General features: G+C 59.6%; 18 protein-coding genes. 13 read left to right on the top strand and 5 right to left on the bottom strand.

Annotated features, from left to right (window positions below):
* Nucleotides 1-9: 9 nt before the first annotated feature.
* The 4 genes from BSF40_RS28780 to BSF40_RS28765 are packed head-to-tail and all read left to right on the top strand — an operon-like array spanning nt 10 to nt 3,521.
* Nucleotides 10-1,158 carry an ABC transporter permease gene (locus BSF40_RS28780; protein WP_095967878.1) on the top strand — a complete coding sequence of 383 codons (1,149 nt, stop codon included), beginning with the start codon at nt 10-12 and terminating at the stop codon, nt 1,156-1,158.
* Nucleotides 1,155-1,958 (top strand): ABC transporter ATP-binding protein, encoded by an 804-nt coding sequence (locus tag BSF40_RS28775; protein ID WP_095967877.1) that lies wholly within the window; start codon nt 1,155-1,157, stop codon nt 1,956-1,958. The genes BSF40_RS28780 and BSF40_RS28775 overlap by 4 nt, the downstream gene beginning before the upstream one ends.
* A 1-nt stretch (nt 1,959) precedes the next feature.
* Complete coding sequence (locus BSF40_RS28770; protein ID WP_095967876.1) at nt 1,960-2,898, top strand: MlaD family protein; 939 nt, start codon at nt 1,960-1,962, stop codon at nt 2,896-2,898.
* A complete protein-coding gene (locus BSF40_RS28765) occupies nt 2,895-3,521 on the top strand; it encodes an ABC-type transport auxiliary lipoprotein family protein (RefSeq protein WP_095967875.1) in 627 nt (208 codons plus the stop codon). Before BSF40_RS28770 ends, BSF40_RS28765 begins: the two co-directional genes overlap by 4 nt.
* A 127-nt stretch (nt 3,522-3,648) precedes the next feature.
* On the opposite strand, the gene BSF40_RS28760 is transcribed toward BSF40_RS28765, so the two are convergent.
* Nucleotides 3,649-4,299 (bottom strand): HAD family hydrolase, encoded by a 651-nt coding sequence (locus BSF40_RS28760; protein ID WP_095967874.1) that lies wholly within the window; start codon nt 4,297-4,299, stop codon nt 3,649-3,651.
* A gap of 26 nt (nt 4,300-4,325) precedes the next feature.
* Nucleotides 4,326-4,871: a gamma carbonic anhydrase family protein gene (locus tag BSF40_RS28755; RefSeq protein WP_095967873.1), complete on the bottom strand. Its 546-nt coding sequence runs from the start codon at nt 4,869-4,871 to the stop codon at nt 4,326-4,328.
* 88 nt (nt 4,872-4,959) lie between these two features.
* Here BSF40_RS28755 and prlC point away from each other — a divergent pair, with 88 nt between their 5' ends.
* Nucleotides 4,960-7,011 (top strand): oligopeptidase A, encoded by a 2,052-nt coding sequence (gene prlC / locus BSF40_RS28750; protein WP_095967872.1) that lies wholly within the window; start codon nt 4,960-4,962, stop codon nt 7,009-7,011.
* Nucleotides 7,008-7,295: a YheV family putative zinc ribbon protein gene (locus tag BSF40_RS28745; protein ID WP_007969831.1), complete on the top strand. Its 288-nt coding sequence runs from the start codon at nt 7,008-7,010 to the stop codon at nt 7,293-7,295. Before prlC ends, BSF40_RS28745 begins: the two co-directional genes overlap by 4 nt.
* Before the next feature lie 41 nt (nt 7,296-7,336).
* Here the strand turns inward: BSF40_RS28745 and BSF40_RS28740 are convergent, their stop codons facing one another.
* Together BSF40_RS28740 and BSF40_RS28735 are read right to left on the bottom strand one after the other, a co-directional pair.
* Complete coding sequence (locus tag BSF40_RS28740) at nt 7,337-7,981, bottom strand: dual specificity protein phosphatase family protein (RefSeq protein WP_172435773.1); 645 nt, start codon at nt 7,979-7,981, stop codon at nt 7,337-7,339.
* A gap of 244 nt (nt 7,982-8,225) precedes the next feature.
* Nucleotides 8,226-8,531 (bottom strand): hypothetical protein, encoded by a 306-nt coding sequence (locus BSF40_RS28735; RefSeq protein ID WP_095967870.1) that lies wholly within the window; start codon nt 8,529-8,531, stop codon nt 8,226-8,228.
* A 209-nt stretch (nt 8,532-8,740) separates the two neighbouring features.
* Between BSF40_RS28735 and BSF40_RS28730 the strand changes: the two genes are divergently transcribed.
* From BSF40_RS28730 to BSF40_RS28720, 3 genes are all read left to right on the top strand, one after another.
* Nucleotides 8,741-9,799 carry a PA0069 family radical SAM protein gene (locus tag BSF40_RS28730; RefSeq protein WP_095967869.1) on the top strand — a complete coding sequence of 353 codons (1,059 nt, stop codon included), beginning with the start codon at nt 8,741-8,743 and terminating at the stop codon, nt 9,797-9,799.
* Between the two features lie 244 nt (nt 9,800-10,043).
* The gene (locus tag BSF40_RS28725; RefSeq protein ID WP_007969824.1) at nt 10,044-10,775 is read left to right on the top strand and encodes a carbonic anhydrase; all 732 of its coding nucleotides are present in this window, start codon (nt 10,044-10,046) and stop codon (nt 10,773-10,775) included.
* Between the two features lie 90 nt (nt 10,776-10,865).
* Complete coding sequence (locus BSF40_RS28720; RefSeq protein ID WP_095967868.1) at nt 10,866-12,392, top strand: SulP family inorganic anion transporter; 1,527 nt, start codon at nt 10,866-10,868, stop codon at nt 12,390-12,392.
* 109 nt (nt 12,393-12,501) lie between these two features.
* Here BSF40_RS28720 and BSF40_RS28715 read toward each other — a convergent pair whose 3' ends face one another.
* Nucleotides 12,502-13,152: a hypothetical protein gene (locus tag BSF40_RS28715; protein ID WP_095967867.1), complete on the bottom strand. Its 651-nt coding sequence runs from the start codon at nt 13,150-13,152 to the stop codon at nt 12,502-12,504.
* Between the two features lie 369 nt (nt 13,153-13,521).
* Here BSF40_RS28715 and coxB point away from each other — a divergent pair, with 369 nt between their 5' ends.
* From coxB to BSF40_RS28695, 4 genes are all read left to right on the top strand, one after another.
* On the top strand, nt 13,522-14,649 hold the full coding sequence (gene coxB, locus BSF40_RS28710; RefSeq protein WP_095967866.1) for a cytochrome c oxidase subunit II: 1,128 nt from the start codon (nt 13,522-13,524) through the stop codon (nt 14,647-14,649).
* An 82-nt stretch (nt 14,650-14,731) separates the two neighbouring features.
* Nucleotides 14,732-16,324: a cytochrome c oxidase subunit I gene (gene ctaD / locus BSF40_RS28705; protein ID WP_095967865.1), complete on the top strand. Its 1,593-nt coding sequence runs from the start codon at nt 14,732-14,734 to the stop codon at nt 16,322-16,324.
* A 138-nt stretch (nt 16,325-16,462) separates the two neighbouring features.
* Nucleotides 16,463-17,014, top strand: coding sequence for a cytochrome c oxidase assembly protein (locus BSF40_RS28700; RefSeq protein ID WP_095967864.1), 552 nt, complete (start codon nt 16,463-16,465; stop codon nt 17,012-17,014).
* A 25-nt stretch (nt 17,015-17,039) separates the two neighbouring features.
* A complete protein-coding gene (locus BSF40_RS28695) occupies nt 17,040-17,927 on the top strand; it encodes a cytochrome c oxidase subunit 3 (RefSeq protein WP_095967863.1) in 888 nt (295 codons plus the stop codon).
* Nucleotides 17,928-17,956 lie beyond the last annotated feature (29 nt).

Here is a 17,956-nt window from a genome sequence, read left to right as displayed (position 1 = left end):
ACGGAGCTTATGATCAGCAGCACGATGGCCGGCAACGCCCGATTGGACACGTCGCTCACTCCTGCACGGTTGCGGGTGACGGGCGACTGGACGCTTGCCCATTACGCTGACCTCAAGCTGTTGAGCGAAAAACTCCACGGCCAGTACGACACCAACACCCCCATTGACCTCAATGGTCTCGGCGCCCTCGACACCGCCGGCGCCTCGCTGTTGGTCGAGCTGCTCGGCTCCGAGCGCCTCGGCCGTTCCGCCGAACATCCTGATTGCACACTTTCCGCTGCCGATCGGGCGTTGCTGCAAACCGTCTATTGCTCGTTGACCGATTTCTGCGTACCTATCAAGGAACCGGAAGTCAGCGTTTCCATTCAGTTGCTGACCCGCATCGGCCGCGCGGTGGACGCCGTCTGGCAGGACACCCTGCAACTGCTGGGTTTCGTTGGCCTGATCATCGAAACCATCGTCCGCGGCCTGTTCCGTCCCAAGCGCTGGCGCGTCACGCCGATGATCGCCCACATCGAACAGACCGGTCTCGACGCTGCCCCCATCGTTGCCCTGCTGACTTTTCTGGTGGGCGCCGTGGTGGCGTTTCTCGGGTCGACGGTGTTGGCCACCTTCGGCGCCACTGTCTTCACCGTGGACCTGGTGGGATTTGCCTTCCTGCGTGAATTCGGTGTGTTGCTGACGGCAATCCTGATGGCCGGGCGCACCGCCAGTGCGTTCACGGCGCAAATCGGTTCGATGAAGGCCAACGAGGAAATCGACGCCATCCGCACTTTGGGCCTCGACCCCGTGGAGTTGCTGGTGGTGCCGCGGGTCCTGGCGTTGCTGATCGCCCTGCCGATGTTGACCTTTCTGGCGATGCTGTCGGGGATTATCGGCGGCGCGGTGGTCTGTGCGGTGAAGCTGGATATCTCGCCGGCGATGTTCATCTCGCTGTTGCAATCGGACATCGGCGTTCAGCACTTTCTGGTGGGGATCGTCAAAGCCCCGATCTTCGCCTTCCTCATCGCCGCCATCGGTTGCCTCGAAGGCTTCAAGGTCAGTGGTAGCGCTGAATCTGTGGGCGTGCACACCACGTCGAGTGTGGTGCAGTCGATTTTCGTGGTGATCGTGATGGATGCGATCGCTGCGATGTTTTTCATGGAGATGGGTTGGTGAGTCGTGTACCCCGAGCGCCCTCCGAGGCGGTGATTGAAGTGCGTGGGCTGTGCAATCGCTTTGGCTCCCAGAGCGTGCACGAGAACCTCGACCTGGATTTGTACAAGGGTGAAATCCTCGCCGTGGTCGGCGGCTCCGGCAGCGGCAAATCGGTGCTGCTGCGCAGCATTGTCGGGCTGCGCCAGCCCAGTGACGGGGTGGTGAAAGTCTTCGGCAAGAACCTGCCAACCTTGTCCGAGCACGAGCGCTCGCTGGTGGAGCGGCGATTCGGTGTGCTGTTCCAGAAAGGCGCGCTGTTCTCTTCGCTGACCGTGACCGAGAACGTTGCCCTGCCGCTGATCGAGCACGCCGGCTTGACCCGCAACGACGCCGAGCATCTGGCGGCGGTGAAAATGGCCTTGGCCGGGTTGCCGTTGTCGGCGGCGGAGAAGTACCCCGCGTCGCTGTCCGGCGGCATGATCAAGCGTGCCGCACTGGCCCGGGCATTGGCGCTGGACCCGGACATCCTGTTTCTCGACGAGCCCACCGCCGGTCTCGACCCGATCGGTGCTGCCGCGTTCGACCAATTGATCCTGACCCTGCGCGATGCCCTGGGCCTGAGTGTCTTTCTGGTGACCCACGACCTGGACACGCTCTACACCATCACCGACCGGGTGGCGGTGCTGGCGCAGAAAAAGGTGCTGGTGGCAGACGCCATCGACAAGGTCTCGGAAACCAACGATCCGTGGATTCACGAATACTTCCATGGCCCTCGCGGCCGCGCGGCGTTGACGGCCGCCCAACAGCTCAACGAGGTCTGACATGGAAACCCGAGCCCATCATGTATTGATCGGCCTGTTCACCGTGATTGTGGTGACGGCCGCGCTGTTGTTCGGTCTGTGGCTGGCGAAGTCCAGTGTCGACACCGAGTTCAAGGACTACGAGGTTGTGTTCAACGAGGCGGTCAGCGGTTTGTCCAAGGGCAGTTCGGTGCAGTACAGCGGGATCAAGGTCGGCGATGTGATCTCGCTGCGCCTGGACCCGAAAGACCCGCGCCGGGTGTTGGCGCGAATCCGCCTGGCCGGCGATACCCCGGTCAAGGAAGACACCCAGGCCAAACTGGCCCTGACCGGCGTCACCGGGACCTCGATCATCCAGCTCAGCGGCGGCACGCCACAGAGCCCGACGCTCAAGGGCAAGGACGGCCACCTGCCGACCATTGTCGCCTCGCCCTCGCCCATCGCCCGCCTGCTCAATGACAGCGAAGACCTGATGGCCGGGGTGAGCACGCTGATGCATAACGCCAACCTGATGTTCTCCACGGAAAACATCGCGCGCATCAGCAACACCCTGGAGCATCTGGAGCAAACCACCGGAACCATCGCCGATCAGCGCGGCGATATCCGCCAGGCCATGCAGCAACTGGCCTCGGTGGGCAAGCAGGCCAACAACATGCTGGAGCAGACCACGACGCTGATGCGCAATGCCAACGGGCTGCTCAACGATCATGGCAAGGAAGCGCTGGGCAGCGCCGAGCAGGCGATGAAGTCGCTGCAGGAAAGTAGCGCCACCCTCAACACACTGATCAGCGCCAATCAGGAGTCGCTCAACAGCGGCATGCAAGGCCTCAATGGCCTGGGCCCGGCCGTGCGCGAGATGCGCGAAACCCTGTCGTCGTTGCGCGTCATTACCAAACGTCTGGAGGCCGACCCCAGCGGTTACCTGCTGGGCAGTGACAAGACCAAGGAATTCACGCCATGAAGCTGATCCGGATTGCCCTCCTCGCTGGCTTCACGCTGATCGGCTCGTGCTCGATCCTGCCCAAGCCAGAGCTTTTCGAGGTCTATCGATTGCCCTCAGCCCAGAGCAGCACGCCAGCCAGTCATGGCAAGCTGCAGCACTGGTCGCTGCGCCTGACCAAGTTCCAGTCCAGTGAAGCGTTGAACAGTCCGAACATTGCAGTCATTCCTCAGGGCGACGTGATCAGCCACTACAAGGGCTCGCGCTGGAGCGACCCGGCGCCGGTGCTGGTGCGCAATCGCCTGCTGCAAGGTTTCCAGCATGACGGGCGTGTGCCGTTGTTGAGCACCGATGACAGCATTTTCCAGACCGATCTTGAATTGGGCGGCAGCCTGCAGGCGTTCCAGACGGAATACCAGGGTACGAGTGCCAGCGTGGTCGTGCGTCTGGATGCATTGCTGGTGCGCAGCTACGACCAGCGCATCCTCGCCAGTCGCCGCTTCGAAGTGCACCAGCCGTTGAGCAATGTGCAGGTCCCGGCGGCGGTGGCCGGGTTCGGTCAGGCGAATGATCAGTTGACCGCGCAAGTGGTGAACTGGGCGGTGGAGCAAGGACAGAAACTGGCGCCACCACCAAGACCTTAAGGTAAGAACACAGCCCCCTGTGGGAGCGGGCTTGCTCGCGAAGAGGGAGTGTCAGTCGACAACATCGTTTCCTGACCCACCGCCTTCGCGAGCAAGCCCGCTCCCACATTGAATGGGCGTGTTTCAACTACCGCTGCAAAAACGCCTGATGCAACTCAGCCAGCGTTTCAAAGTGATACGCCGGCGCTTCGGCGCTCAGTTCTTCGTGGCTGCCGAACCCGTAACCCACCGCCGCCGCATCCAGGCCATTGCTGCGCGCGCCGATCAGGTCGTGCTTGCGGTCGCCGATCATCAGGGTATTGGCCGGGTCCAGGTTTTCTTCGGCCATCAGGTGAGCGATCAGATCAACCTTGTTGGTCCGGGTGCCGTCCAGTTCGCTGCCGTAAATCACCTTGAAGTGTTTGGCAAAGTCGAAATGCCGGGCGATTTCACGGGCGAACACCCAGGGTTTCGAGGTTGCGATGTACAGCTGCCGGCCTTGCCCGCTCAGGGTTTCCAGTAGCGGTGTGACGCCGTCGAACACGCGGTTCTCGTAGAGTCCGGTGACCTTGAAGCGTTCGCGGTAAAAATTCACCGCCTCCCACGCCCTGGCTTCATCGAAGTCGTAGAACTGCATGAAAGCCTGCAACAGTGGCGGGCCGATGAAGTGTTCGAGTTTGCCCAGATCCGGTTCATCGATACCCAGTTTGCCCAAGGCGAACTGGATCGAACGGGTGATGCCCTCGCGCGGGTCGGTCAGGGTGCCATCGAGGTCGAACAAAACGGTTTGGTAATGCATGTTGAGTCCTGAATTAGGGAGCCAGGTCAAAGCTGGTCGTAGCCTTCGGCCAGATGCAGGTCCTTGAGCTTCACGTAGTTCGCCGCGCTGTAGGTGAAAAAGGCGCGTTCCTTGTCCGTCAGCGGGCGGATCTGCTTCACCGGGCTGCCCACATACAGGAAGCCGCTTTGCAGGTGCTTGCCCGGTGGCACCAGGCTGCCAGCGCCGATGATCACGTCATCGTCGACCACGGCGCCGTCCATGACGATGCTGCCCATGCCGATCAACACCCGGCTGCCCACCGAACAGCCATGCAGCATGACCTTGTGGGCGATGGTCACGTCATCGCCGATCAGCAACGGAAAGCCATCGGGGTTGAACGGGCCGGCGTGAGTGATGTGCAACACACAACCATCCTGCACGCTGGTGCGCGCACCGATGCGGATGTGGTGCATGTCGCCACGGATCACCGTCAGCGGCCAGACCGAGCTGTCTTCGCCGATTTCAACGTCGCCGATCACTACCGCCGAGCCATCGACAAAAGCGCCTTTACCCAGCAGCGGCGTGTGGTTCTGATACTTGCGAAGGTTCACGATAGGGTTTCTCTCTGTTGCTGATAGCTGCGGTGAACGTCGATTGTAATTAAGATGGCTGCATGTTTCTCCAGCCAAGGTATCAACCGTGAGCGTGAACAACCCTCTTTTGCAGTCCTATGACCTGCCGCCGTTCTCCACCATCCGCGCCGAACATGTACAACCGGCCATTGAACAGATCCTGGCTGACAACCGCGCCGCCATCGTCGAGATCCTCAAGACCCAGGCCAAGCAGCCAACGTGGGCCGGCCTGGTGCTAGCGATGGACGAACTCAACGACCGCCTGGGTGCCGCCTGGAGCCCGGTCAGCCACCTCAATGCCGTGTGCAACAGCGCCGAACTGCGTGAAGCCTACGAGTCCTGCCTGCCTGCCTTGAGCGCCTACTCCACCGAAATGGGCCAGAACCGCGAGCTGTTCCAGGCCTTCGAAGCCCTGGCCAGCAGTCCTGAAGCCGCCGGTTTCGACGTGGCGCAGAAAACCATCCTGGAACACTCCCTGCGTGACTTCCGTCTGTCGGGTATCGACCTGCCGGAAGCCGAACAGAAACGTTACGCCGAAGTGCAGAGCAAGCTGTCGGAACTGGGCAGCCGTTTCTCCAACCAGTTGCTCGATGCCACTCAGGCGTGGACCAAGCACGTCACCGATGAAGCCGCCCTCGCCGGCCTGACCGATTCGGCCAAGGCGCAAATGGCTGCCGCGGCACAGGCCAAGGACCTGGACGGCTGGCTGATCACCCTGGAATTCCCGAGCTATTACGCAGTGATGACCTATGCCCAGGACCGCGCACTGCGCGAAGAGGTCTACGCGGCTTACTGCACCCGTGCGTCGGACCAGGGGCCGAATGCCGGCCAGAACGACAACGGCCCGGTCATGGAAGAAATCCTCGATCTGCGCCAGGAGTTGGCAAAGCTGTTGGGGTTCAGCAGTTTCTCCGAGCTGAGTCTGGCCACAAAAATGGCTGAGTCCAGCGATCAGGTGCTGAGCTTCCTGCGCGACCTGGCCAAGCGCAGCAAGCCGTTCGCCGCCCAGGATCTGGAACAGCTCAAGGCCTACGCGGCCGAGCAAGGCTGCCCGGACCTGCAAAGCTGGGACAGCGGTTTCTACGGTGAAAAACTCCGTGAACAACGTTACAGCGTGGCTCAGGAAGCCCTGCGTGCCTACTTCCCGATCGACAAGGTGCTCAGCGGCCTGTTCGCCATCGTCCAGCGCCTGTACGGCATCGAGATTGCCGAACTCAAAGGCTTCGACACCTGGCACCCGGACGTTCGCCTGTTCGAAATCAGGGAAAACGGCCAGCACGTCGGCCGCTTCTTCTTCGACCTCTACGCTCGCGCCAACAAGCGCGGTGGTGCCTGGATGGATGGCGCCCGCGACCGTCGCCGCACGGCTGGCGGCGTGCTGCAAAGCCCGGTGGCGAACCTGGTGTGCAACTTCACCCCGGCTGACAGCGGTAAGCCTGCGCTGCTGACCCACGATGAAGTCACTACCCTGTTCCATGAATTCGGTCACGGCCTGCATCACCTGCTGACCCGCGTCGAACATGCTGGCGTGTCCGGCATCAACGGTGTGGCATGGGATGCCGTCGAACTGCCAAGTCAGTTCATGGAAAACTGGTGCTGGGAGCCGGAAGGCCTGGCGCTGATTTCCGGTCATTACGAAACCGGCGAGCCACTGCCTCAGGACCTGCTCGGGAAAATGCTCGCGGCGAAAAACTTCCAGTCCGGCCTGATGATGGTCCGCCAACTGGAGTTCTCGTTGTTCGATTTCGAACTGCACGCGACCCATGGCGACGGCCGCAGCGTGCTGCAAGTGCTCGAAAGCGTACGCGACGAGGTCTCGGTGATGCGTCCGCCGGCCTACAACCGCTTCCCCAACAGCTTTGCGCACATCTTCGCCGGTGGTTATGCCGCGGGTTACTACAGCTACAAATGGGCTGAAGTGCTCTCGGCCGATGCGTTCTCGAAGTTCGAAGAAGAAGGCGTGCTCAACGCCGACACCGGTCGTGCTTTCCGCGAAGCGATCCTCGCCCGTGGCGGTTCCCAGGAGCCGATGGTGCTGTTCGTCGACTTCCGTGGCCGTGAGCCATCGATTGACGCACTCTTGCGCCACAGCGGCCTGAGTGAGGACGCGGCAGCATGAGTGAGGGGCCTGTGATTACGAAAAAGCGCTTTATCGCCGGGGCTGTCTGCCCGGCATGCAGCGAGCCGGACAAGTTGATGATGTGGAACGAAGACCAGGTCCCGCACCGGGAGTGCGTGGCCTGCGGTTATTCCGACACACTCAATGAGCAAGGGCTGTCGGTGCCCAAGGAGTTAGGTACGCGGGTCAACACCACCGCACCCAAAGCCCCGGACACCAAGGTTCAGGCGGTTCAGTTCTTCCCGAATCCGAAGCTGAAGAAAAAGCCCGACGAACAGCACTGAGTGTAAAAAAGCCCCCGTTGCTCCATGCAACGGGGGCTTTTTTATTCGATATGAGCGGACTTGAACCAGCTCTTCATCGAGCACGCGGCAAACGGGCTGGTGCTGCAATCGCCATTGGCCAGGGCCGTGCGCAGTTTGTCGACATCGACCTGCATCATGTAGCGGATGCCGTCCTTGAAGTGGGTACTGTCACCAAAGCCGCCCTCGGTCATTTCGTTCAGGGCCTCTTCCTTACTCCAGCCCTGGATGACAATCCGGTACATGGCCGCCATCAGGCCGGTACGGTCAGAGCCGTGTTTGCAGTGCATCAGCACCGGGCCTTTGGCTTCGGCATTCTGGATGGCGCGCAAGGCCTTGAGCACATCGGCGTCATCCACATGGTTGGTGCGATAAGGCAGCTGCACTTGCGTGATGCCTGGTGTGGACAACCAACTGGAGTCCTCTTCAGGCAAAAAGTTGATCACTGTGCCGACCTTGAGTTTCTCCAGCAGCGGCACCGCGTCCTTGTCCGGCAAGGCGCTGCGGTAGAGGGTTGGCGAGATTTGAAAGAGGTTGTATTGCTTCTCGATCGGTTGAGCCCAGTCTGCCGGACGGTGCATCGCGCTGTCGTCAGCAAATGCCGGTGTCAGGTTAACGAGTGTGGCCAGCGACAGGCATATTGCAGATAAAAAACGTGATAGAGGCATGCTTGAGCGACCGTTCTGAAAGGCACGGGAAGATGCTGGCAAGGATCAGCCACGCCCGGTCAAAGGCCTGTGAGAGGGCTGTCAAAGAATCGTGAAGCTGACGGGATGATGAATGTTTCATCAAGGATCGAGCCTCGCTCATTGAAAAGTGCATTGTTATAGGCGACAAAAAAAATCAAACCCGATCGATTATTAACTTCGACCGGACCTGATAAGTAAAAATATAGTTGCCTGGACCTTTGGTTCAATATTTCGCAATGCTGGCGTACGCTTTGGCCAGAGCCAGCAGTTTTTCCTTATCATCGGAATTGATGGTCCCGTTACCATCAATATCTTTGTCGACACTGCCGATACTAAAAGACTGACCGCCGTCGTATGAGGACGCAATCAGTGTGGTGGAGTCCAGCAAAGAGGTGGTCGCGACCGAGTTTTCTTCATCCCAGCCTTCTTCCTTGAGTGCGAACTGCATCGATACCAGTACTTCATTGGGGTCGACTACAGTCGGTCCAAGTTTTTGCAGAAATATACCGCGGCGATTAAAAAACGACATAAATAAATCCTTTTATAGAATATCGGTGTTTATGTTTTGCAGCGAAAAAAATGGTACATGTGGCTTTGTCGCAACAGCCAGGCTTTATATGTTTCTCCCGGTTGCTTCACGCAAGCGCGCATGACAAATAATCAGAAAGTGCCGAACGGTGCTGGTCGAGTGGTATTGATCGATGTACTGTATGCACATACAGTCATTGGGTGTTTTTCATGCACACGCCATTTCCTCCCCGTGGCCGCGGCACTGCGACCAACCCGCACAACCGTTTCGCCCCCAGTCATTCGTTGGCCGAAGACGACGGCTGGTATCAGGAGGTGCCGCTCACTCAAGGCACCGAGGTGCGCATTGAAACGGCGAAAACCATCATCACCCGCAACACGTCGCCGGACTTGCCCTTCGATCGCTCGATCAACCCCTATCGCGGCTGCGAGCACGGTTGTATTTATTGCTATGCGCGCCCCAGTCATGCCTATTGGGACATGTCGCCCGGACTGGATTTTGAGACAAAGCTGATCGCCAAGACCAACGCCGTGGATGTGCTGGAGGAGCAGTTGTCCAAACGTGGCTATCAATGTGCACCGATCAACCTCGGCTCCAACACCGACCCGTATCAGCCGATCGAGCGCGAATACCGGATCACCCGCAAGACCCTTGAGGTGCTGCTGCGCTACCGGCACCCGGTGACCATCGTGACCAAGGGCTCGCTGATTCTTCGTGACCTGGACCTGCTGACCGAGCTCGCCAGCCAAAGACTGGTGGCGGTCATGATCAGCCTGACCACACTGGACGACGAACTCAAGCGCATCCTCGAACCCCGCGCCGCAGCGCCCAAGGCGCGGCTGCGGGCGATCAGGGTCATGCGCGAGGCGGGTATCCCGGTCGGTGTTCTGTGTTCACCGATGATCCCGATGATCAACGACAGCGAACTCGAAAGTCTGCTCACTGAGGCCCATGTGGCCGGGGCGCAGAGTGCCGCCTACATGATGCTGCGCTTGCCGCTTGAAGTGGCGCCTCTGTTCGAGGAATGGTTGGCGACCCACTACCCTCAACGGGCGGCGCATGTGCTGAGCCTGATTCGCCAGAGCCGTGGCGGTGAACTCTACGACAGCCGCTTTGGCGCTCGAATGCGCGGCGAAGGTCCCTTCGCCGACCTGCTGGCACAGCGCTTTGCCAAAACCATCAAGCGCCTGGGGCTCAATCACCGGGAAGGCTTTGACCTGGACTGCAATGCCTTTTGTCCGCCCGGTCGCCAAATGTCGTTGATTTGAGGACAATTGGCCTATGGTTGAGTACTGAAGATCGCGCTCGCGCCTTAGGCTAGTCACGTTTTTTGTGACCTGGAACACGCATTCTAGAGCGTTTTATTCAGTTTCAATTAAGATTCGGCCGCTACCTTGTTCATCGAGTGACTGATGGGTCGAGATGTTTGGCCTGGATGTTTTTTAACCAGCCACTGGCTTCACACCGGACCACACGGGATGACTCCCTGAGCCCGCCAATGAGGATGAATTGATGAGTGACAAGGATAAACAGCCGTTGGCTGCGTCGGCTTCCGCCCAACCCGAGGCCGAAACCGCCGATGCAGCGTTGCAGCATATCGTTGACGGCTTTTTGCATTTTCATCATGAGATCTTTCCTCAGCAGGAAGAGCTCTTCAAGAAACTCGCCACGGCCCAGCGGCCACGAGCGATGTTCATCGCCTGCGCCGATTCGCGCATCGTTCCTGAACTGATCACACAAAGCTCCCCGGGCGACCTGTTCGTGACCCGTAACGTCGGCAACGTGGTGCCGCCTTACGGGCAAATGAACGGTGGTGTCTCCACGGCCATCGAGTACGCCGTACTGGCTCTGGGGGTGCATCACATCATCATTTGCGGGCATTCCGACTGCGGCGCCATGCGCGCGGTACTCAACCCGGACAGTCTGGAGAAAATGCCCACGGTCAAAGCCTGGCTGCGTCATGCCGAAGTGGCCAAGACCATGGTGCAGGAGAACTGCAACTGCTCTAACGAAAGCGAAAGCATGCACATCCTCACCGAGGAGAATGTGATCGCCCAATTGCAGCATCTGCGTACCCATCCGTCGGTTGCCTCGCGCATGGCCAACGGTCAGCTGTTTATCCACGGCTGGGTCTACAACATCGAAACCAGCGAAATCAAAGCGTACGACGCCGATCAGGGCTGTTTCCTGCCGCTCAATGGCAGCCTGCCAATTCCCGTGGCGACGCCCAAAGCGCGCTTCTAACTCCTCCTAAATCGTTGTGTGGTTTAGCCGAGGCTGCCGTTCAGGCAGCCTGGCTTTGCCATGCCTGAAGAAAACTTCGGGAGACTCACCATGCGTGCTGCTCGACTCAAAGCTGTTCTGCCACGGGAGCTGTTGGCTTCGGTGGTCGTGTTTCTGGTCGCCCTGCCCCTGTGCATGGGCATCGCCATTGCCTCGGGGTTGCCACCGGCAAAAGGTCTGATCACCGGCATCATCGGCGGTCTGGTGGTGGGCTGGTTGGCCGGCTCGCCGCTGCAAGTCAGTGGCCCGGCAGCGGGCCTGGCCGTTCTGGTATTCGAACTGGTCCGCCAACACGGTATCGCCATGCTTGGGCCCATCCTGTTACTGGCGGGTTTGCTGCAACTGGTGGCGGGTCGATTGAAGCTGGGATGCTGGTTTCGGGTGACGGCGCCTGCGGTGGTGTACGGCATGCTGGCCGGGATCGGTGTACTGATTGTCCTGTCCCAAGTGCATGTAATGCTGGATGCGGTGCCCAAACCCTCGGGTCTCGATAACCTGGCAGCCTTCCCGGCGGCGTTGGCTCAGGCATTGCCCACGTTTGGCTGGCAAGCCGGCTTGCTTGGTCTGTCGACGATTGCTGTCATGTGGCTGTGGGAAAAATTCCGTCCGCAATCCTTGCGCTTCATTCCCGGGGCGCTACTGGGTGTCGGTCTGGCCACGCTGGCCAGCCTGGTGCTGGCGTTGCAGGTCAAACGGGTTGAGGTCCCGGCCAACCTGGCAGAGGCCATCGACTGGCTGAAGCCGGTTGACCTGCTCAACCTGGCCGATCCGACATTGCTGATCGCGGCGTTTGCCGTGGCCTTTATCGCCAGCGCCGAAACTTTGCTCTCAGCCGCGGCAGTTGATCGGATGCACAGTGGTCAGCGCTCGGACTTTGACCGGGAACTGACGGCGCAAGGTATCGGCAACATGCTGTGTGGCCTGCTTGGGGCCTTGCCAATGACCGGCGTTATCGTGCGCAGTTCGGCGAATGTTCAGGCCGGAGCAACCACGCGGTTTTCGACCATATTCCACGGCCTGTGGCTGCTGGCGTTCGTACTGTTGCTCTCCAGCGTGCTGCAAAGCATTCCGGTGGCGAGCCTGGCGGGCGTGCTGGTGTACACCGGTTTCAAACTGGTGGATCTCAAGGTCTTTCGAGGGTTGGGTCGGTACGGTCGGGCGCCGATGTTCACTTACGCGGCAACCGCGTTGGCCATCGTTTTTACCGACCTGCTGACGGGCGTGTTGATTGGCTTTGGCCTGACACTGGTGAAACTGGCGCTGAAAGCCTCGCGCTTGAAGATCAGCCTGATCGACCTGCCCCGGGAAGGGGAGATGGAGTTGCGCCTGACGGGCGCGGCGACCTTCCTCAAAGTGCCGGCGCTGACCCGGGTGCTGGGCAGCATTCCGGTGGGTACGACGGTGCATGTGCCGCTCAATAACCTGAGCTACATCGATCACTCGTGTCTGGAGTTGCTGGAGGAATGGGGACGAGCCAATGCGGGCAAGGGTTCGAAGCTGTTGATTGAATCGCGGGGGCTGAAGCGCAGGCTCGAGGGGCGGGTGCGGACGAATACCGGCGTCGGCGCGGCTGGCTGAAGTACCTGTGTGGGAGCGGGCTTGCTCGCGAAAGCGGCGTGTCAGTCGATATCAACGTTGAATGACTGACCGTATTCGCGAGCAAGCCCGCTCCCACAGGTTTCAGGGATCAGGCAGCCGGCTGATCCAGCTCCAGGCCTACGCCCAGGCGGCGGGACATGCACGGCCAGCGTTTCCATGCGGCGCCGGTGTCCGGGCTGCTGAGCTTCTCGCGATAGGCTTCCACCGACTCCAGCGCAAAGCTTTCGTCGTTGAGCATTTCGTCCACCGCGTGATGCACCACCTCGTCCAGTTGGTTGGCGAACTCCTCACCGATCAATTGGTGAGCAATCAGGTTGGCGACAGTCATGTCCAGGGGGATCAGTGGCTGGCCGAAATGCTTGATGTACAGGTCGTTGACCTCTTCGACAAACCTGTGCGCCAGGTAGGCTTCATCCAGCAGGCTGTCGAGCCCGACGTGACCGTTCAGGACGGTCGGCGGCTGGAGGAAGTACTGTTCGGCGATTGTCAGCACCGGTTTGATCTGTAACTCAATGCCCGCTTCCCTGGCGACTTCATTGGCTGCATCCAGCAGATCGGGCACTTCTTCGATGTAGGCGGCGACAAATCGCGTCAGTACGCCGTTGGTATCGGCCTCCGGCAATTGGATCGCCGGGTGCAGATGAGGCAATTTACTTTCCAGCTGACGCGTCAGCAGGCCGGTCTCGGCTTCGTGTTGTTGGGCTTTTTGGATCTGCTCGCGCAATGCGGCGGTGTTCATGAAAACTCCAGGAAACAAGGCAATGAAATAGGGAAGACATAACTTAGCTGGCTTACGAAAAATGCTAAGACGCATTTGTCATAATTATTTCATCCTTGAGACGGCTCCGTTATATCGGTTTGCCACCACTCGTCTGCATCCTTCTCCATTCGTGCCCTGCAAAGCAAGTGAATGCTGTTTCAGATGATTTACGCCTTCGCATTGCGAGGTCAGTGGTGCTGTCTATACTCGGGTTGGAATGGAGTTAGCTGATGACGCCCGACTGCATATGCAGCAAGGCCCGGTGCTCAAGTTCGTAGTCTGATGCAGCCGCTCCCTTGCCGCAGGTGAAAGCCGGCGGGATAACAAGAACGATAAGGGGAACCCGCAATGATGCGACATCCACATGTCTGGATGGGCCTCCTGTTGTGGTCGATTTTCAGTCAGGCGCAAGCGGCCTGGACTGTGAATATGGCGCCTGGAGCGACTGAAATCAGTCACGCAGTATTCGACCTGCACATGACCATTTTCTGGATCTGTGTGGTGATCGGCATCATCGTTTTTGGTGCCATGTTCTGGTCGATGATTCTCCACCGCCGCTCGACCGGGCAGGTGGCCGCCAAATTTCATGAAAGCACCACCGTCGAAATCCTCTGGACCATCGTGCCCTTCCTGATCCTGGTGGCCATGGCGGTTCCCGCTACCGCGACCCTGATCAAAATGTACGACGCCAGCGAGCCGGAGATCGATATCCAGGTCACCGGCTACCAGTGGAAGTGGCACTACAAATACCTGGGCCAGGACGTCGAGTTCTTCAGCAACCTGACCACCCCCCAGGATCAAATCCACAACAAGGAAGCCAAGAGTGAGCACTACCTGCTCGAGGTCGACAAGCCATTGGTGCTGCCGGTCGGCACCAAAGTGCGCTTCCTGGTGACCTCCGCCGACGTGATCCACTCCTGGTGGGTGCCGGCTTTCGCGGTCAAGCGCGATGCGATACCCGGGTTCGTCAATGAAGCCTGGACCCGCATCGACAAGCCCGGCATCTACCGTGGCCAATGCGCCGAGTTGTGCGGCAAGGATCACGGCTTCATGCCGACCGTGGTCGAAGTCAAGGAAAAGGCCGATTACGAAAAATGGCTGGCCGATCGCAAGGTCGAGGCCGCGCAGCTCAAAGAGCTGACCAGCAAGGAATGGACCCTCGACGAGCTCAAGGAGCGCGGCGACAAGGTCTATCACACCACTTGCGTGGCCTGTCACCAGGCCGAAGGCCAGGGCCTCCCGCCGATGTTCCCGGCACTCAAGGGCTCGAAAATCGCCACCGGACCGAAAGAAGATCACCTGAGCATTGTCTTCCACGGCAAGCCTGGCACTTCCATGGCCGCGTTCGGCAAACAGCTCTCGGAAGTCGATATCGCAGCAGTCGTGACCTATGAACGTAACGCCTGGGGCAACAACAAGGGCGACATGGTCACGCCAAAAGAAGTGCTGGAGCTGAAACAGGCGGAAAGCAAATGACCCGGTCTATTGCGCACGTAAGGAACCGGTCGGGGCTACGCACCCCGGCCTGCCCAGCCCATCTGTTTGCAGGAGACAGGACATGACTGCTGTAATCGATGAACATGTTCATACCGCCACCGACCACGCCCACGGCCCCGCCAAAGGCCTGATGCGATGGGTGCTGACCACCAACCACAAGGACATCGGCACCCTGTACCTGTGGTTTGCGTTCTCCATGTTCCTGCTTGGCGGTTCGTTCGCGATGGTGATTCGCGCCGAGCTGTTCCAGCCGGGGCTGCAGATCGTCCAGCCGGAATTCTTCAACCAGATGACCACCATGCACGGTCTGGTGATGGTCTTCGGTGCGGTGATGCCGGCCTTCGTCGGCCTCGCCAACTGGATGATCCCGCTGATGATCGGCGCGCCGGACATGGCCCTGCCGCGAATGAACAACTTCAGCTTCTGGCTGTTGCCGGCGGCGTTCCTGATGCTGGTGTCGACCCTGTTCACCGCCGGTGGCGGGCCGAACTTCGGCTGGACGTTCTATGCGCCGCTGTCGACGACCTATGCGCCGGAAAGCGTGACCTTCTTCATCTTCGCCATTCACTTGATGGGGATCAGCTCGATCATGGGGGCGATCAACGTGATCGCCACCATCCTCAACCTGCGCGCCCCCGGCATGACGCTGATGAAAATGCCGCTGTTCGTCTGGACCTGGCTGATCACGGCGTTCCTGCTGATCGCGGTGATGCCGGTGCTGGCCGGTTGCGTGACGATGATGCTGATGGACATCCACTTCGGCACCAGCTTCTTCAGCGCCGCCGGTGGCGGTGACCCGGTGCTGTTCCAGCACGTGTTCTGGTTCTTCGGCCACCCCGAGGTGTACATCATGATCCTGCCGGCCTTCGGTGCCGTCAGCTCGATCATTCCGGCCTTCTCGCGCAAGCCGCTGTTCGGCTATACCTCGATGGTCTACGCCACGGCGAGTATCGCGTTCCTGTCGTTCATCGTCTGGGCGCACCACATGTTCGTGGTCGGCATTCCGCTGGTGGGCGAGCTGTTCTTCATGTACGCCACGCTGCTGATTGCGGTGCCAACGGGTGTGAAGGTATTCAACTGGGCCAGCACCATGTGGCAGGGCTCGCTGACCTTCGAGACGCCGATGCTGTTTGCCGTGGCGTTCGTGATCCTGTTCTCCATCGGCGGTTTCTCGGGATTGATGCTGGCCATCGCCCCGGCGGACTTCCAGTACCAGGACACCTACTTCGTGGTCGCGCACTTCCATTACGTGCTGGTACCGGGGGCGATCTTCGGGATCTTCGCCTCGGCCTACTACTGGTTGCCGAAATGGACCGGCCACATGTACGACGAAACCCTCGGCAAGCTGCATTTCTGGCTGTCGTTCATCGGCATGAACCTGGCTTTTTTCCCTATGCACTTTGTGGGTCTGGCGGGCATGCCGCGACGGATTCCGGACTACAACCTGCAGTTCGCTGACTTCAACATGGTGTCGTCGGTCGGTGCATTCATGTTCGGGGCCACGCAGATCTTCTTCCTGTTCATCGTGATCAAGACCATTCGCGGCGGCCCGCCGGCACCGGCCAAACCGTGGGATGGGGCTGAAGGCCTGGAGTGGAGCATCCCGTCGCCGGCGCCGTATCACACCTTCACCACGCCGCCGGAAGTGAAATGAACGCCTGCCCCTTTGTAGGAGCGAGCTCGCTCGCGATGGTCGTCAACGATAACGCTGGAAGCCTGATACCCCGCGGCGTTCTCAGGTTTTTCGCGAGCGAGCTCGCTCCTACAGGGGTTGGCGTAGAGGTTTGCAATCATGGCTGACTCGATTTCAATGAAGAAACTGGTCACGCGCCTGCTGACGGTGGTGGTGGCAATGTTTGTGTTCGGGTTTGCGCTGGTGCCGATCTACGACGTGATGTGCAGGGCCTTCGGCATCAATGGCAAGACCGCCGGGCAGTACGAGGGGGAGCAGACGGTCGACACCTCGCGGCAGGTGCGTGTGCAGTTTCTGTCGACCAATACCGCCGATATGCCGTGGGATTTTTACCCCAAGCATGACGAACTGACCGCTAACCCGGGGGCGGTGAACGAGATGATCTTCATCGCCCACAACCCCACCGATAAACCAATGAGTGCCCAGGCCGTGCCGAGCATCGCGCCAAGCACCGCGGCGGCGTACTTCCACAAGACCGAATGTTTCTGCTTTACCCAGCAAGTGCTGCAGCCCGGTCAACGGATCGAGATGCCGGTACGTTTCATCGTTGACCGTGACATGCCCAAGGATGTGAAGCACCTGACGCTGTCTTACACGCTGTTCGATATCACCGCCCGACATCCACCGGTAGCTGTAAACACTGGCGGCTGAGCGTGCCCGATAAGGAGAACAATAAATGGCAACTCATGAGCATTATTACGTACCGGCCCAGAGCAAATGGCCAATCATCGCCACGGTCGGCATGTTCGTCACGGTGTTTGGCCTGGCCACCTGGTTCAATGATCTGAAAGCAGCGCGTCCGGAATCCCACGGGCCACTGATCTTTTTCGTCGGCGGGTTACTGCTGGCCTACATGCTGTTCGGTTGGTTCGGTACGGTGATCAAGGAAAGTCGCGGCGGCTTGTACAGCGCGCAAATGGATCGCTCGTTCCGCTGGGGCATGAGCTGGTTCATTTTCTCGGAGGTGATGTTCTTCATCGCTTTTTTCGGCGCACTGTTTTATGTGCGTCACATCTCCGGGCCGGCGCTTGGCGGTGAAGGCGCCCAAGGCATCACGCACATGCTGTGGCCGAACTTCCAGTTCACCTGGCCGCTGCTGGACAACCCCGACTCGAAACTGTTTCCGCCACCAAAAGAGGTCATCAGCCCCTGGGGTCTGCCGCTGCTCAACACCGTGTTGCTGGTGAGCTCCAGTGTGACTGTGACCATCGCCCATCACGCCTTGAAAAAGGGCCATCGCGGCGCACTGAAACTCTGGCTGGCGCTCACCGTAGTGTTGGGCTGTGCATTCCTCATCTTCCAGGCCGAAGAGTACATGCACGCCTACCGCGAACTGGGTCTGACCTTGGGTTCGGGCATCTACGGCGCGACCTTCTTCATGCTCACCGGGTTCCACGGCGCTCACGTGACCATCGGCACCATCATCCTGTTCGTGATGCTGATGCGGGTCATGCGCGGGCACTTCGACAGCGAGCACCAGTTCGGCTTCGAAGCGGCGAGCTGGTACTGGCACTTCGTGGATGTGGTGTGGATCGGGTTGTTCGTTTTCGTCTATGTGCTTTGAAGCAGCTTGAAACTAAAAGCTTGAAGCTT

Origin of the sequence: Pseudomonas sp. ACN5 (assembly GCF_002303975.1) — a bacterium.
GTDB lineage: Bacteria > Pseudomonadota > Gammaproteobacteria > Pseudomonadales > Pseudomonadaceae > Aquipseudomonas > Aquipseudomonas laurylsulfatiphila.
The sequence above is the reverse complement of the archived record's forward strand: the minus strand, read 5'-3'. Positions and strand labels throughout refer to the sequence as shown.